Source organism: Coleofasciculus sp. (assembly GCF_046565525.1).
Classification (GTDB): Bacteria; Cyanobacteriota; Cyanobacteriia; order Cyanobacteriales; family Coleofasciculaceae; genus Coleofasciculus.
Map to the genome: position 1 here is coordinate 22754 of NZ_JBKHUP010000027.1, position 15165 is coordinate 37918.

12 protein-coding genes and 1 pseudogene are annotated in these 15165 nt (G+C 42.5%); 12 read left to right on the top strand and 1 reads right to left on the bottom strand.

Going from position 1 to position 15165, the window contains the following annotated elements; genetic code table 11:
• Nucleotides 1-18 precede the first annotated feature (18 nt).
• The 6 genes and pseudogenes from ACLGGO_RS11980 to ACLGGO_RS12005 all read left to right on the top strand — a co-directional run bounded on the left by ACLGGO_RS11980 (nucleotide 19) and on the right by ACLGGO_RS12005 (nucleotide 8106).
• Nucleotides 19-3300: a type 2 lanthipeptide synthetase LanM family protein gene (locus ACLGGO_RS11980; RefSeq protein ID WP_446419482.1), complete on the top strand. Its 3282-nt coding sequence runs from the start codon at nucleotides 19-21 to the stop codon at nucleotides 3298-3300.
• Nucleotides 3301-3367: 67 nt separating this feature from the next.
• Nucleotides 3368-4639 (top strand): tryptophan 7-halogenase, encoded by a 1272-nt coding sequence (locus ACLGGO_RS11985; protein ID WP_446419483.1) that lies wholly within the window; start codon nucleotides 3368-3370, stop codon nucleotides 4637-4639.
• 356 nt (nucleotides 4640-4995) lie between these two features.
• Entirely contained in the window at nucleotides 4996-6129 is a 1134-nt protein-coding gene (locus ACLGGO_RS11990; protein WP_446419484.1) for an MBL fold metallo-hydrolase, read from the top strand.
• 461 nt (nucleotides 6130-6590) lie between these two features.
• Nucleotides 6591-7130, top strand: a pseudogene (locus ACLGGO_RS11995) (ISL3 family transposase).
• Between the two features lie 435 nt (nucleotides 7131-7565).
• Nucleotides 7566-7784 (top strand): DUF433 domain-containing protein, encoded by a 219-nt coding sequence (locus ACLGGO_RS12000; RefSeq protein WP_446348401.1) that lies wholly within the window; start codon nucleotides 7566-7568, stop codon nucleotides 7782-7784.
• A 1-nt stretch (nucleotide 7785) separates the two neighbouring features.
• Complete coding sequence (locus ACLGGO_RS12005; protein ID WP_446419485.1) at nucleotides 7786-8106, top strand: DUF5615 family PIN-like protein; 321 nt, start codon at nucleotides 7786-7788, stop codon at nucleotides 8104-8106.
• A 134-nt stretch (nucleotides 8107-8240) separates the two neighbouring features.
• Here the strand turns inward: ACLGGO_RS12005 and ACLGGO_RS12010 are convergent, their stop codons facing one another.
• A complete protein-coding gene (locus ACLGGO_RS12010; RefSeq protein ID WP_446419486.1) occupies nucleotides 8241-8381 on the bottom strand; it encodes a hypothetical protein in 141 nt (46 codons plus the stop codon).
• Nucleotides 8382-8550: 169 nt separating this feature from the next.
• Between ACLGGO_RS12010 and ACLGGO_RS12015 the strand changes: the two genes are divergently transcribed.
• From ACLGGO_RS12015 to ACLGGO_RS12040, 6 genes are all read left to right on the top strand, one after another.
• Complete coding sequence (locus ACLGGO_RS12015) at nucleotides 8551-9837, top strand: PAS domain-containing protein (RefSeq protein ID WP_446419487.1); 1287 nt, start codon at nucleotides 8551-8553, stop codon at nucleotides 9835-9837.
• 32 nt (nucleotides 9838-9869) lie between these two features.
• A complete protein-coding gene (locus tag ACLGGO_RS12020; RefSeq protein ID WP_446419488.1) occupies nucleotides 9870-10193 on the top strand; it encodes an NHLP leader peptide family RiPP precursor in 324 nt (107 codons plus the stop codon).
• A gap of 14 nt (nucleotides 10194-10207) precedes the next feature.
• Nucleotides 10208-10429, top strand: coding sequence for an NHLP leader peptide family RiPP precursor (locus ACLGGO_RS12025; protein ID WP_446419489.1), 222 nt, complete (start codon nucleotides 10208-10210; stop codon nucleotides 10427-10429).
• Between the two features lie 22 nt (nucleotides 10430-10451).
• Nucleotides 10452-11627: a DUF7005 family protein gene (locus tag ACLGGO_RS12030; protein WP_446419490.1), complete on the top strand. Its 1176-nt coding sequence runs from the start codon at nucleotides 10452-10454 to the stop codon at nucleotides 11625-11627.
• Between the two features lie 601 nt (nucleotides 11628-12228).
• Nucleotides 12229-13329, top strand: a complete 1101-nt coding sequence (locus ACLGGO_RS12035; RefSeq protein WP_446419491.1) for a cyclic nucleotide-binding domain-containing protein — start codon at nucleotides 12229-12231, stop codon at nucleotides 13327-13329.
• A gap of 85 nt (nucleotides 13330-13414) precedes the next feature.
• Nucleotides 13415-15112, top strand: coding sequence for an NHLP bacteriocin system secretion protein (locus tag ACLGGO_RS12040; RefSeq protein ID WP_446419492.1), 1698 nt, complete (start codon nucleotides 13415-13417; stop codon nucleotides 15110-15112).
• Nucleotides 15113-15165 lie beyond the last annotated feature (53 nt).

Here is a 15165-nt window from a genome sequence, read left to right on the forward strand (position 1 = left end):
ATTTATATGAAGTAAAAGATGGAATTTCCCAGAGAAGCTCTGATTGAGATTGCCTGTAAAGCCAGTACTATTACTGAACGTTTTGGAACTCAGTTTCTTTCCAATGAGGCACATACAGATGATGCAATTGTCAATTCTAGGATTGAGAAGTGGTGTCAGGGTGTGGCTCAGGGGAAGTGGGAACATTTTGAGAAGCGTCTAGAATGGGACGGGCTAGATTTAAGTATGGTACGCCGCGTACTAGGCTCCGTAGGCATAGCGGATGAAGGCTACCTACCAGCATGGGTAAAAACTTTAAAGGAAGCTATGCAGACCAGCGCTTCTATTTGGGAAAGTTGTGAAAAGGATGAGCTAGGGAAATATCGTTTCTTAGACCCCCAAGAGCCAGTTCCCTTTGAAGAAATATTTTTGCAATTCGTTGAGTTAGCAAGGCGAAGATTAATCGTCCAAGCAGGAGCCAGTTACCATCTGCTTTCGGAATCAGCCCACGCTGCTCTGGAGCGCAGCCTTTTAAGGCATTTATCTAGCCTTGGTTCGCAGACAATAGGATTGAAGTTCTCAATTTTTCGTACCTTTCAACAGCCATCCTTAGCTCACCTACTGAAGCCACTTCAAGGTGACTCTAGTAAGGAGCAGTATAGGCTGTTTATTAGGGGGATGCTCAATGGAAAGCTACTATCATTTCTGCAAGAATACAGTGTACTGGCTCGGTTATTATCGGTAACCACTGACTTGTGGGTGGATGCTACTGAGGAATTTCTTCAGCGATTAGCATCCAATTGGGGCAACATTCAACAAACCTTTCAGGGTGAAACAGAATTAGGTCAGGTTGTTAATGTTCAATCAGATATCTCCGATCCTCATAATAACGGACGATCGGCGATTTCAGTTACATTTGATTCTGGTCTGAAACTAATATACAAACCCAAAGACTTAGGTTTAGAGCAGGTTTATTTCAAGTTACTGGCTTGGTTCAATGACCACGGCACACCTTTGCCGTTCAAGTTACTTAAAGTCCTCAATTACTCAACTCATGGGTGGGTTGAGTTTGTAGAACATTTACCCTGTCAAGACGAAGGAGAAGTGAAGCGATATTACCATCGGGCTGGTATGCTGCTGTTTGTCGTATATGCCCTTAAGGGAAGCGACTGCCATGCTGAAAATATTATCGCTTGTGGCGAACACCCAGTGCTGGTGGATATGGAGACACTGGTGAATCCTCAAGTTCGGGAAGTGGAAAACCTGATGGATAGGGCAGAAGCGCAAGTCAGTGCCAATCAGCAGCTTGGGGATTCGGTTCTTGGGACTGGCTTCTTGCCGCGATGGGAGTTTGGGCAAGACAAACAAGTAGCTTATGATGTCAGTGGGTTGGGGGGATTTGGTGAACAAAATACCCCTTTTCGCTCACCGAAGTGGAAGAATGTCAACACGGACAACATGGTGCTAGAACGTGAGGATGGGAAACTGCAACTGTTTGCTAATGTACCCTCACTAAATGGCATCAATATATCACCAAGCAATTATGTTGACGAACTGGTGGATGGTTTTCAGCAAATGTATCAGTTCCTGCTGAAACACCGAGAAGCACTCCTGGCTCCAGGTGGGTCAGTGACAGCGCTAGCACATCAGCGAGTGCGATTTATTTTTCGTAATACAAATGTCTACAGTTTTTTTCTTTATAAAACACTTCATCCAAAATTTCTCCGGGATGGTGCTGATCGAAGTATTGAACTTGATGTTCTCAGCAGAGCGCTATTAAGAGCCGATTCAAAACCATTTTTATGGTCAATTTTGCAGTTAGAACAGCAAGCCCTTGCTCAACTAGATATTCCCTATTTCACTGCTTGCTCAGATAGTGACGCTTTGACAGTCGCTCCCAATCAAACGATTGAAAATTGTTTTACAAAACCAAGTTACGATCAGGTCATTTCTCATATAAACAAGCTTAGTGATGAAGATTTAAAGCAACAGGTAAGCTTCATTCGGGCTTCATTGTACTCGCGTGTTATTGGTGAACCTCGCAGTTCATTCCTGCTTAAGAACGTCGAGCTGAATCTCACTGCGATCACTGCCTTAACACAGGAAGCAATAGTGCAGCACGCAGTTGTGATCGCCACCGAACTTCAGCAACGAGCGATTTGCTCGGCTGACGGCAGTGCGACTTGGATTACACTCGCATATGTTCCTCAAGCAGAGAAATTCCAACTCCAGCCAATGGATTATGGCTTGTACGAAGGTAATTGCGGAGTTGCCTTGTTCTTAGCCGCCCTGGAAAGATCCACTGGTGGCTGTGGATTTCGCTCACTTGCCTTAGGAGCCTTGCAACCCCTCCGCAAGCATTTACAGAACCCTGAGAACTGTCAAAAATTGATCAAAGAAATTGGTATTGGCGGAGCTATGGGTTTAGGCTCAATCATTTATTCTCTGGTTCGGAGCAGTCAGTTTCTAGACGAACCAAAACTGTTGAAGGATGCTAGAAAAGTAGCATCCCTGATTACCCCTAAACACATTGCTACAGATCAAAAATTTGATATTTCATCTGGAGCAGCCGGTGCGATTCTGGGATTGTTAACTTTGTACAATAGCTCGGCTGATTCAACTGTTCTAGAACGGGCGATCGCCTGTGGTCAGCATTTACTCGCTCATCGGGTTGCTAGCGACTCAGGCAACAGAGCTTGGACAACCCTTGATAAAAGATTATTGACCGGATTTTCCCACGGTGCCGCAGGAATTGCCTACGCTTTACTACGGCTGTATGAAATTACTCACGAGCCAGTTTTTCGGGAGGCAGCGGAGGAAGCGATCGCCTACGAGCGCAGTGTCTTTTCTCCCCAAGCCGGAAACTGGCCAGACTTTAGACCAATTGGAATGCGTGATGGCAAGCCTACCTTTATGACCAGTTGGTGTCATGGCGCTCCTGGTATTGGTCTTGCTCGTTTGGGTAGTTTGGCAATTCTCGATACTGATGAAATTCGACAAGAGATTGAAATAGCTTTAAAAACCACGCAACAGTATGAGCTGAAAGGGATAGACCACCTTTGTTGCGGTACCTTTGGCAGAATCGAAGTTTTACTAACAGCAGTCCACCAGTTATCAAAGATAGAGTTGCTGAAAATTGCCCAAAAGCAGGCATCATGGGTTGTCACCAGGTCAAAACAAGCTGGTTCTTTTTATCTCCTGCCTGGTTTTCCCAAAAATATTTACATTCCCAATTTCTTTCAGGGAACCGCTGGGATTGGCTATGAGCTGTTGAGGTTGGCTTATCCAGACTTACTTCCCTCGATCCTGCTATGGCAGTAGCACGATTGGTAATCGGCTAGAGCAACGAAGTCTTCACTCTTTTAACAAGCTAGAAGTTTTTATCAAGATGATGATACGAGATAGAAAAAAAGTAAAAGTTGCAGTAATAGGTGGAGGGACAGCAGGCTGCATGGCTGCTGCACACATTACAAAATATTTTCCTAATTTTGAATTGTATCACATATATGCTTCTAGCATTCCTACTATTGGGGTAGGTGAAGGAACTCAATCCAACTTCCCAGAATGGCTAGAGAAAATTACTGAATTTAACTTTTCTAAATTACAGCAAAGATGCAATGTAACGCGCAAATTTGGCATACAGTTTGAAAACTGGGGAATAAATCATAAACAATTTATGCATAATTTTTATCCTCCTAAAGAAGCATACGGCTATCATATTTCAGCAGCTAAACTTGCTGATTTACTGAAAGAGTATATAGCGGCTAATTATATTGATAAGAAAATAATTGCTCTAAAAAGCAATGGAGATTCAGTTAATATCACTTTCCAAGACAATACTCATTTAGAAGTTGATTTAGCCTTTGATGCAAGTGGTTTTCCAAGAACATTGGATGAGAACGTCCATATAAGTCTATCATTAATTCCGACCAATGCAGCACTGATACGTCAAGGACCAGTTGTTGAATTTAATTCAGCAACTAGAAGCATTGCTAGACCTCATGGTTGGATTTTTGTTATTCCACTCACTACCCATACCTCTTATGGGTACATTTACAACAGTTCAATTAGCTCAAAAAGTGAAATTGATAATGACTTATATAAATTTTTAACAGAAGAAAAAGTAGCCACTAATGGTAAAGAAAGACAGCTAACCTTTCCTAATTTTGCCTCTCGCACTTTTTTCGATGGCTCTCTATTTAAGATTAGTAATGCTGCCTCCTTCTTAGAACCCTTAGAAGCAACAGCAATAAATATTGCGATGGCACAAATTCACTATGCTTCGCGTTATCCCCTTAAGCATTTATCGGAAATAGGTAGTAAGAGAAGATTTAATAAAGATCAACTTAAAGCATTTAATGATAATTTGTTTAATTTAATCTTAAAAATAGCATTATTTATAGGTTGGCATTATGCAAATGGTTCTTGTTTTGATACGGATTTTTGGCAGTTTTCAAAATCTAATTTTTATCGTGAGATTGAAAAACGAGAAAACAAAGACCTCAAATGCAAATTTGAAAAGTATTTGCAGGCTGGAGCCGAGTTTAACGATTGGCAGGTTTTCACTGACAGCAGCTCCCTAATAAGTAGTTTTGGAGGGTTTCCTGTAGCTAGTTTTTATGAAGTTGGGCATGGTATCGGCTATTTTTGTAAACATTAATTATCGAAAAAAAACAATTAAAGAGGTGAACAATGGAAATTCATATGATTGGTCATGCTTCCATATTTATCAAAACAAAAGATTGTCGAATTCTTATAAACCCTGTCCTTTGAAACCCATTTTATGAAGGAACGAATGCAGTATATCCGAACCGCGAAGTCATTCATGAAAAGCTACCAGAGTTTGATTTTCTGGTCATATCTCATAAACATACTGATCACTTTGATATCAGGTCTCTTGCCTATCTTCCCAAGACAGTCGATGTACTGATTCCCAAAGATAAATTAATAGAAACTTCTCTGCGTAAACTGGGATATTCTCAAATTTATCCTCTAAAAGATTTTAGTGAAGTAAAAATGGGTTCTACGAGTTTGTATACAACTCGTTCAGAGAACCGCGTTCCTGAGTATGGCATGGTGTTTGCTGATGACTCAGGCGTCTTTTGGAACCAAGTAGATACAGTAGTTAATTCAAATACAATTAGCTCGATCTTATCGCGCTATTCAAAGATTGACTTTTTATTGGCAACATGGCAACCTATGATTGAGGCAAACTATCAGGTTAATCAAAGTTTATCCTTCCCATATTTATTTTACAATCAGTTGCTTTACAATATCAGCCTGATTCAACCAAAAGCAATTGCCCCTGGCGCGAATGGGTTCAAATACGTCAATGGGTCATCTTGGCTAAATCAAATTGTTTTTCCAGTAACACGCGAACAATTCTGTCAGGACGTTAGATATGTCTGTCCAGAGTTAGGGCAAAATATCTTTGCTCTCGATCCAGCAGATATTCTGACATTTAGTGACAGTGAATTTCGCCATCTGCCTGGAATGTGCAACTATGTCAAGAAGATTGGAGATGACAGTACGAGCTTAGAATTTTCGCCTGTGAAGATAGGAAATGATTTAAAAGACAATAATCATGAAAATGAAAATCAGGATATAGAGTTGATGAAGCAGGTAATTGAAGAAGATATATTATGTAAATGGACTGATTCTGTTCTAGAAAGTTACGAAATTAAGTTTCGAGAACATCGAAAATGGAAGGTTATCTATCAATTGGAAATAAGTTTTCCTGATGGCTGTCAAAAATGGGTATTTGATTTTTCAGAGGAGAAAATTAAACCTAAAAGAGGATACAATCCATTAGCTAATTACTTTAGTTATATTACAGCTTCCAGTTTTTATGGTCTTATCAAGGGAACTGTAGGTATGGACTATACTATGGCTGGTGGTTATTATCGAACTTATCAAAAAGTTTACTCAGCGACTCCTCTTGGTATTATTTACCCCGAATTTGTAGGGCAAGTCATTGCAGATCCACTTCAATTGAGGTTTTCTGAACTCGATCAGAACCCAGAGTCAAACCGTGTTCTGGAACTAGAAATAGAAAAATGGGGTGGCTCTAACATAGACAGCTCTAAATCAAGTAAGAGCAAGAAGCCCATGATCAAAATGGGAGATGTTCTCTTAAAGCCTACGAAGTAGCTTAAGTAAGTTTGTCTCACCCCAATCGATCAGTGTTTGTAGTAGCTGCCCGCCAATCGACAGAGCAAGATGCGATCGCAGCTAAAGCGTTCAAGAGTCAAATAGAGAGCAACCCAAAGCAGCGATCGCAAAAATTTAATTAAGAACTGCAACAACTGTTATGAGCATATCGCATTAATTCTGATGTAAAATTAACTTTTAATATTCTTTCATATCAAGCCTTTTTAAATCTTTTTACCCATCAAAACTTAGGCGATATATACTAGGCATTTCCATTAGGAAAGACATTTACAAAGTAGAGTTTGGGGAGTAGTCTCAATATCAACGTTTCGCCATAATCGCAATGGTAAACAAGCATCTGGCTCTCCAGTAATCAAGGTGATAAGTTTTCTTAATAAAAGAGTTTAGATCCTTGAGGGTATACTCAACGATATGAAACTTATATTTATCAGCGGGTTTTAATGAGCAATATTACACAAGTAAGTCGGGAAGAAGATTTAACTGCCGATGAGGTTGAAGGCATCTTTAACTGGGTTAGTAATAGATTTCATGTGATGAAACTCGTCAATGATACCTTAAACAAAATTCGTCGCGGCGTGGGAGTGACAGCTAAAGGCAGTAAATATTTATTGCTCAAAAACAATCAATACTTAACAGGAACTGACCAAGAGCAGATCGAAAAAATTTTAAGTCAGTCAGCCTGCTTAAGATTCGCCTATGAAATGAAACAAGAGTTTTGAGAGATTTATGAAACGTCTAAAACTGTCCAATCAGGAATGAAGAGAATGAAGAAGTGGCTGGTTCAGGCTCAGATATTTTACGGGAAAACGGCTCAGACTATTCAAAAACACTTGCCCGGAATATGCAACTACTTTATTAGTGGCACGACGAGTGGAGTCATGGAAGGAATTAACAATAAAATCAGACTAGTTATGCGCTTTGGTTATGGCTTAACCAACTTTAATAACTTGCGTTCTCGTTTACTAGGCTGCTGCTCTTAGAAGAATTCTACAGGCTTGTCAAAAAACCTTTTGCTTGCCTTGAAAAGAGTAGTCTTGACTCTCCACTATCGTTCCGGGGAGCATGTCAGTTTTGTACATAACCTTCAAGCTAACCTGCTCTCGTTGGGTTACTCTACCCTTCGGGAACTCCAAAGGAGTACGAGAAGGCTTCGCCTACGTTCCAAGGGCTCAACCTACTCTCGTTGACATGCTCCCAGTTCTCAATATGCCGTGGCAGATGAAAAGTACGGTAAGGATGTGTGGATGAAATTTATACTCCCGACACAGCACGTTCAAAATTGTAAGGGATGTGGTAGTACAAGCGTCGGATAATCACGGTCTGTGCTACCTACCTAGCTTGGCACTACTTCAGGAAGTTTTATCTCACCAGAATTGTTAAACTATATAAGAATGACATTTAGAGGGCAAGACTCTATGCTTAAGGACTCCCAGATTATTAGCATATCTCCTGAAGTTATGGGGGGGACTCCAGTTTTTGCCGGAACCAGGGTTCCTGTACAGACATTTCTCGACTATCTCAAGGCAGGCGAATCCATTAACGATTTTTTGGATGGATTTCCAACCGTGACAAAAGCACAGGTTATTTCCTTTCTTGAAGAGGCGGGAAAGCAGCTTGTTGGCGCGGTGGCATAATATGAAACTTTTGCTAGATGAATGTATTGATCGCAAATTCGCCAGAGAGCTTGCTGACTATGAGGTAAAAACCGTTCCACAAATGGGATGGGCAGGAGTAAAAAATGGTCAGCTTCTGGCCTTCGCCGAAGCTGAATTTGACGTTTTCATTACAGTTGATCGAAATTTGTCGTTTCAACAGAATCTGTCCCAGTTTGATATTGCGATAATTGTGCTGAAAGCAACATCCAATCGCTTAGCTGATCTACAGCCTCTAGCACCAGAGGTTTTGGCTAGTTTAGCTACCATAGCAAAAGGGCAAGCTACGGTTGTCGGTGCGTAAAAATAGCGGCGGGTTTTGAGTTGGAGTGGAGTCTGTCGGTTATGTTGGCTAACTTATTTTATGAGTGCGATCGCTAACGAAACTGGCTTTTGCTATAAAATAAAAGCTCTTAGGTGGCTATAGAGGGCAAAATATTAGTGCGATCGCGATCGCCATCTCGTAGGATGCGTTAGCGATAGCGTAACGCATCCTACTCGTGAAAAGTTGACGAGCCACCCCAAAGCCGCGATCGCATAAATTTCGTTAAGAACTATAACAACTTTTTTTTGAATCACATTAATTCTGATGACCTAGGACTTTATCAGGTTATTTTAAATCTAGCTTTTTCGGATTTTATTACCCATCAAAAATTGATCAAGCCCCAATACTTATGTATTTCATCAAGATATTTACAGAATAGAATAAGCGTAGTAGGCTCAATATTAACGTTTCGCCATAATCGTAGTGGTAAACAAGTATCTGCCCCCAGAACTACTCCGTCAGCCTGACCTCCTAGACGTGAAGCGGTCAACACCTTCAGTTGCTGTATCAAAAACAATTCATACCCAGTTATTTTGTCAGAATATAAAACAGCCGAATCACCCCCTAATTGAAATTGGTGATGGATTGTGGGACTGGAATTTGCAAACCAACACCATTTACTTTTCTCCTTCTTGGAAAGCCATGCTGGGCTACCAAGACTCTGAAATCGGCGACAGTCCTATCGAGTGGTTACACCGCATACATCCTGATGACGTTGAAAAAGTAAGAGCAGAACTCACAGCGCATTTAGCCGAACGTACCCCTCAGTTCAAGAACGAACACCGGATTTTGCACAGAGATGGAAACTATCGCTGGATTCGCTCTCAGGGGCGTGTGGTTCGGGACTCTCAGGGCGAACTCTACCAGATGGTGGGATTCCAGACTAATATCACCGCCTACAAAGAAGCCATAGCCGCTTTACGCAACAGTGAAGGAAAGTTTCGCGCTGTTGCCGAAGCTCTCCCCTTGCCTGTCATCATTGCTAGTGCGCCACAGGGACTTATCCTTTACGTGAACCAGAGCTATGCCAAAACACCGTCCAATTCCCTTTTAGCGTTGTCTGCTGACGAATTGATTGGTCGTAACGCTGCCGATTTCCTCTACAATCTAGCCGACCAACAAGTCTTACAGAATCTTTTCGCCCAAAATGGCTACGTCCATCACTACGAACTGCTAGTCAAACGAGCAGACGGGAGATCCATTTGGATAGACTTGTCCATCCAACCCCTATCAGATAAAGACCAAAATCTTTTTCTTGCCTGCTTCTTTGACATCACCAAGCGCAAGCAGGTAGAGGCAGAACTCAATCAGGCGCTGAATCTGTCAAATTTCGCCCAGGAGTTCACGACTGAGGACGAACATAACGAAGACTTACCCACTAAATCCCGACCTTCTCTGACTAAAGTCTTCAGTTTCATCGAAGCCAACCATCGAAATCCGATTAGTTTGCGAGACGTGGCTCAAGCGGTTGGTTACTCCGGTGCCTATTTGACCAATTTAGTACAGCAAGAAACAGGACGAACTGTTCTGCAGTGGATTACCGAATACCGAATGGCAGAGGCACGCCTGTTGCTACTTAAAACCAAAAAATCAGTCAATCAGATTGCTATAGAAGTGGGTTATCAGAGTACAGAGCATTTCATCCGTCAATTTAAAAAACTTCACAACACAACTCCCAACGCCTGGAGAAATGAGCATAAAATCAAGTAGGCGTGGATAATGATATAAGCGATGGTCTAACTATGATAGAGAATGATTTTGACAATCTCAAAGACTTAGAAGCCCAATTAATTGAAAGGGCGTGGCAGGATGAGGCGTTTCGACAAGCGCTGTTGTCCAATCCAAAGGCAGTTATTGAGGCAGAATTAGGAAATAAACTTCCTGAGGAGCTACAAATTACCGTACTTGAAGAAACCCCTAATCTAATTTATATAGTGTTACCCATTAATCCCGATGAATTGACCGAGCCAGAGTTATCGGCTGAGGAGCTAGACTTAGTAGCTGGAGGGAGTATGTTCACCGTTATGGGACCGAATCGTTTGAGTTTGTGCATCATTTGTCGTTGAGCCAAGAAACCGATATGACAGAACCAACACCCAAAACTCGCAAAGATTTAGCCGCCGTACTCATTGCAAAAGCTTGGGAAAATGAGTCTTTCCGGCAAGAGCTACTCAGTCACCCCAAAGACGCGATCGCGAAAATCATAGGAACTAAGCTAGCCGAAAACTTAAAAATCAGAGTTGTGCAAGAAACGCCCAAAAACCTGTACCTCGTTTTGCCAGTGAAGCCGGGTAATACTTAATTCTTAAAAGCAAGTAAATTTAATGGAAAAACAGGAATTGAGAACTAGAATACTCAAAGCTTATGGTGCCAATAACTCGGACACTGAAGAATTACTTGCGTATAACGAAAATGCTTTTAATACAGCCAATTTAGAGCCGCCTATAACCTTTCCCCTTGCACCTGAACCTCATGTTGCTACCTGGGAAAACTATCGAGCCGAAGCTACAGAAAGGGGAACCTTTGAAACCCTAAAAAAAAGACTGATCCAGTTGCAGTTTCCGATCCAAGCAGGAATTAGCCAAACCGAGGCATATCGAGGGGCTACTCGCCGAGGTGTTCCGGTTGATAGTATGGCTGAAGCGACAGGTTTAGTCTTAACCCAACCGGAACGATTACAATTAATCATACATCAAAGTCTAGCTGGAACTATACCCGTTCTGATTGCCGGAAATCGGGAAGATTTCGTACTTTTGGTGCAAGCACTGACAACACGAAATGAACCGAAACCCGTTCCTGCTTCTATGGGAGCTTGCATGGTGGCTGGTTTTAATAACTGGGACAGAATTCGCCAATATCGGCAAGAATGGGAAGCTAACCATCCTGATCACACCTCCGAAGCCAGTTGGATGGCTGAGTTTAAACAGCTCATTCCCAAAAAAGAATTGTATCAGGATCGGTTTATGATTTTAAGCCAAGGACCTTACAGCGATGTATCAGCTCAGGATATAGGAGTAAACGTAGCTGAGTGGCTAAGACTCTCCCTCGTCATTCGGCTGGAACATGAATGCACCCACTACTTCACGCGCCGCCTGTTTAACTCGATGCGAAACAACCCGCTCGACGAATTAATTGCTGATTATAGAGGAATTGTCGACGCTATAGGTTACTATCGCGCTGATTGGTTTTTGCGCTTTATGGGGTTGGAGTCATTTCCCAATTATCGACAGGGGGGTAGGCTGCAAAACTATCGAGGTAGCCTCTCACCGGGAAGCTTCAAAATTTTGCAATCCTTAGTCGTTTCCGCCGCTAGAAACCTGGAAGCTTTCGAGCGTCAGCTTCTCAAACCTATCAATCCCGCCGCGATGCTAACTACTCTGTGTTGCCTAACGTTGGAAGAATTGGCTTGTGATGCAGTAGATACCTATCTTTCTGAAGCTTTCCAATTAGAAAAAACGAAAAATAGTCAATTACGATCAAAAAATACGTCAATTAGGTAATCCCTGATCTGTTTTATGATTAAAGACACTTTAAGGCTGAATTACTATGTGGCTGGATTGATTGCACTTAAATTCTTATAAGACATTATGCTCACCTTTGGCTATCATTCGATTATAGTAGTTCCCAGTTGCGTGCAGTACATCAGAAAAACCTAACCCCCAACCCCTTCCCTCCCCTCGCAGGGAGGGGAGGGAAAAGGAAAATTTTTTTTGGAAGGGGAGTAATAATCAAAGCCTCTTTCCTTGTAGGAGAGAGGGAAAGGAGAGAGGTTAAAGTGTACCGCATCCAATCGAGAAGGGCTAGAAAACGTCGGCAACCCAGTTGTTCAAAAGTTAATTTTGATGAGTTACTTTTTCTGTGTCTGCCTAGTTTTGCGTCTTTGAGTTGTCCTGCACTCGTCAAATTTAATTGGAGAACCCACAATTAGAAACATTGGCTTTCTGAATCCTTTTTATGTACTCCTTTTATGGCACAGTTCACTCAGTTCACTCAGCACTTGGCAATCCCCTTCTGTGGGGAGAATGTTCCAGACGTAGCCTGCTACCTCTGGAACTCCCCCCATAACGCGCTATCTGTCCATCTTTTGCAAAATACAGGAAAATGGAACAATTATTACTAAGGGAACTGAGTAGTAGCGACATCGATTGGATGATTGCTACAGGCAACCAACAAGAAGTTACACCTGGTAGTGTAATTATTGAACCTGGGAAAACAATTGATCAATTGTACATCCTACTGGATGGCAGTTTAACAATGACGGTCTCCCCATCTCCAGGAGAGGGCAACCCCCTTGCCAGCGCCTTTGCTCTCTTGGAAGGGAATGAGGTTTCCGGAAGAGAGGTTGCCAAATTATCTAGTGGCGAAATAGCTGGAGAGGAATTCTTACTGGAAACTCGCCCACCGATTACGACAATTAGGGCGATTGAAAAATCTCTATTGTTGTCAATTTCTCACCAGCAACTATCGACAAAAATTAAAGAAGATATAGAGTTTGCCGCCCATTTTTATCGAATTGTGGCGATTATGCTTTCCGACAGACTCCAGGATGTCTCTAATCAGTTAGGTCATGGCAAGATTAGTCAAAGTCAGTCACTGAAAGAAGTTTTATTTGTGTTTGGGGAATTTAGCGATAGCGACCTAGATTGGATAATTGCCATGGGTCGCACCGAAGAAATTCCGGCTGGCATGACACTCATCCAAGAAGGGAAACCTGTAGATGCGCTGTATATTATCCTAAACGGAACCATGAAGGTTTTGGTTGCTGAAGGAGACAGCAATCCTCTTACCCTTGCCTTTGCCACTTTGGGGTTAAGTGAAACGACGCAAAGAGAGGTAGCCAGAGTATCGAAGGGAGAAATTGTGGGAGAAACAGCCGTTGTTGGCGCCCGAACAGCTCCCAATACGGTCAAAGCCCTAGACAATTCCCTAGTGTTGTCAATTAAGCGACAGCAATTGAAGGTCAAACTAGAGCAGGATGTGAGGTTTGCGGCGCGATTTTATCGAGCGATCGCAGCCCTATTATCCGATAGATTGCGATCGCTGATTACTCGCATCGGTTATGGCAGACGCACCTACAGCACCGGTCAATTGCTTGATGAAGATATTGAATATGAAGATGAATTAGACATCAGTGTCATGGATCAGATGTCACTGGCGGGAAGCAGATTTAAATGGATGCTGAGTCGCCTCAGAACTAGTTAAATACTCATGGAAAGTTTCCCTTTTCTGTTACCAATAATAAACGATTGACAACCGTTTAATTACCACAAAATATAGGCTTGAGTCAATGGTAGACCAAAAAAGTTTATTTAGGCAAGAATCATTAGAACGTTTATCGTCCCCGGAACGTCTAGACCAACTCATGAAAGTCGTCAGTCCCAAAGACTGGCTGCCTTTAGCAACACTTGGTTCTTTGGTCGGTATAGCCTTCATTTGGAGTATTGTGGGACGAATTCCGATCACAGCTCGCGGTCAGGGAGTACTCATCTACCCTCGCCAAGTTGTGGATGTGCAGTCCACTAGCTCTGGACAGATTAAAGAGTTGAAGGTAAAAGTTGGAGATCGGGTCAATGCCGACGATGTAATTGCAACAGTTGAGCTACCTGAAATTCAAAAACAGTTGCAGCAACAAAAAGAAAAACTCAAAGAGTTACAACAGCAGAATCAGGGAGTTAACCAGCTTCAAAGTGAACGAACAAAACTGGAACTCAGAACCATTGAACAGCAGCGCAAAAGCATCCAAGAACGCATTCAAAACATTGAGGCGCTAACTCCGATTCTCCAACAGAGAATTACCTCATCTATCCAGCAGCAACGCCAGAGTATCCTGGAACGCATCTATAACACTGAAGCGCTGACTCCTACCCTGCGGGATCAAGGTCGAGAAGCACTCAAAGCTGAAGGGGAAGCTATTGAAAGTCAATTGGAAAATGCGGAAAAATCCCGTGCTGTGCTGAAGAGACGGTGGGACGTCCGTGAAGGTTTATTTAACAGACTGGCAACTGATACAAATGGAAATCCAATTTTAGATAAAAATGGAAATCCAATCAAGGGTTCAATCATTACAGAGGATGTGGTTCGGGAAGCGGAACAAGATTACCTGAACAACGAAGCCAACATCGGTAACTTAAAAGCTCGATTGAGAGAACTGGAAGCCAGACAAACTCAAGCGGAAAAGAACTTTCGAGATAACCTCAATAGTATCTCTGAACTTAAAGCCCAGCTAAAAGAACTCGACGGGCGGGAGGCTGAGGCACAAAAGAACTACCGAGACAACCTGAATAGCCTATCAGAACTCAGAGCCCAGCTAAGAGATTTGGACAGCAAAATACCCAATCTGAAACAGCAGAACCTGGAATCTTTAACGTCCAGGGAAAATCAAATTCAGGAAGTGAAGCGGGAAATCGCTAAGCTAGAACTGCAATTAGAAGAAAACAGCGAGATTAGAAGTTCCTACGCCGGACTTGTCTTAGAACTCACAGCCACAAATGGACAGGTTCTCAGTGCAGGTTCTCGTCTGGGATCTATAGAAGCACAGAGGCAATCTAAAGAGTTAGTGGCTGTCACGTTCTTTGCCGTTCAGGATGGCAAGAAAATTGAACAGAGAATGAAAGATCTTAAAGCCAAGGGTAAAACGGTTGAAGTTCAAGTTACACCGACTACAGTCAAGCGAGAACGTTTTGGCGGCATTAAGGGGACTGTAACCGATGTATCAGCGTTCCCGATTACCAAAGAGGGTGTAGCTGTGAGTGTGGGAAATGCACAAGTGGTGGAGAGTCTGGTGACCCAAGTCCCACAGCTAGAAGTGGTTGCCCAACTCAAGCCGGATTCCTCAACGTTTAGCGGCTATGCCTGGTCTTCTTCCAAAGGTCCGCCAATAAAAATGACGTCGGGAATCACAACCACCGTTAGAGCCACCGTGGAAGAAGTACCTCCGATCACGTTTGTCTTGCCTTTCTTGAGGTCGTTTTTTGGGCTGAGCTAATCTATTTAGATTTTGGTCTTTCGTCCAAACCAATGACCACTAACCAATGACCA

Excerpts from the sequence above, each read along its gene's own strand:
- ACLGGO_RS11980 (WP_446419482.1), top strand. The coding sequence starts at position 19 with ATGGAATTTCCCAGAGAAGCTCTGATTGAGATTGCCTGTAAAGCCAGT.
- ACLGGO_RS11985 (WP_446419483.1), top strand. The coding sequence starts at position 3,368 with ATGATGATACGAGATAGAAAAAAAGTAAAAGTTGCAGTAATAGGTGGA.
- ACLGGO_RS11990 (WP_446419484.1), top strand. The coding sequence starts at position 4,996 with ATGGGTTCTACGAGTTTGTATACAACTCGTTCAGAGAACCGCGTTCCT.
- ACLGGO_RS12000 (WP_446348401.1), top strand. The coding sequence starts at position 7,566 with ATGCTTAAGGACTCCCAGATTATTAGCATATCTCCTGAAGTTATGGGG.
- ACLGGO_RS12005 (WP_446419485.1), top strand. The coding sequence starts at position 7,786 with ATGAAACTTTTGCTAGATGAATGTATTGATCGCAAATTCGCCAGAGAG.
- ACLGGO_RS12020 (WP_446419488.1), top strand. The coding sequence starts at position 9,870 with ATGATAGAGAATGATTTTGACAATCTCAAAGACTTAGAAGCCCAATTA.
- ACLGGO_RS12025 (WP_446419489.1), top strand. The coding sequence starts at position 10,208 with ATGACAGAACCAACACCCAAAACTCGCAAAGATTTAGCCGCCGTACTC.
- ACLGGO_RS12030 (WP_446419490.1), top strand. The coding sequence starts at position 10,452 with ATGGAAAAACAGGAATTGAGAACTAGAATACTCAAAGCTTATGGTGCC.
- ACLGGO_RS12035 (WP_446419491.1), top strand. The coding sequence starts at position 12,229 with ATGGAACAATTATTACTAAGGGAACTGAGTAGTAGCGACATCGATTGG.
- ACLGGO_RS12040 (WP_446419492.1), top strand. The coding sequence starts at position 13,415 with ATGGTAGACCAAAAAAGTTTATTTAGGCAAGAATCATTAGAACGTTTA.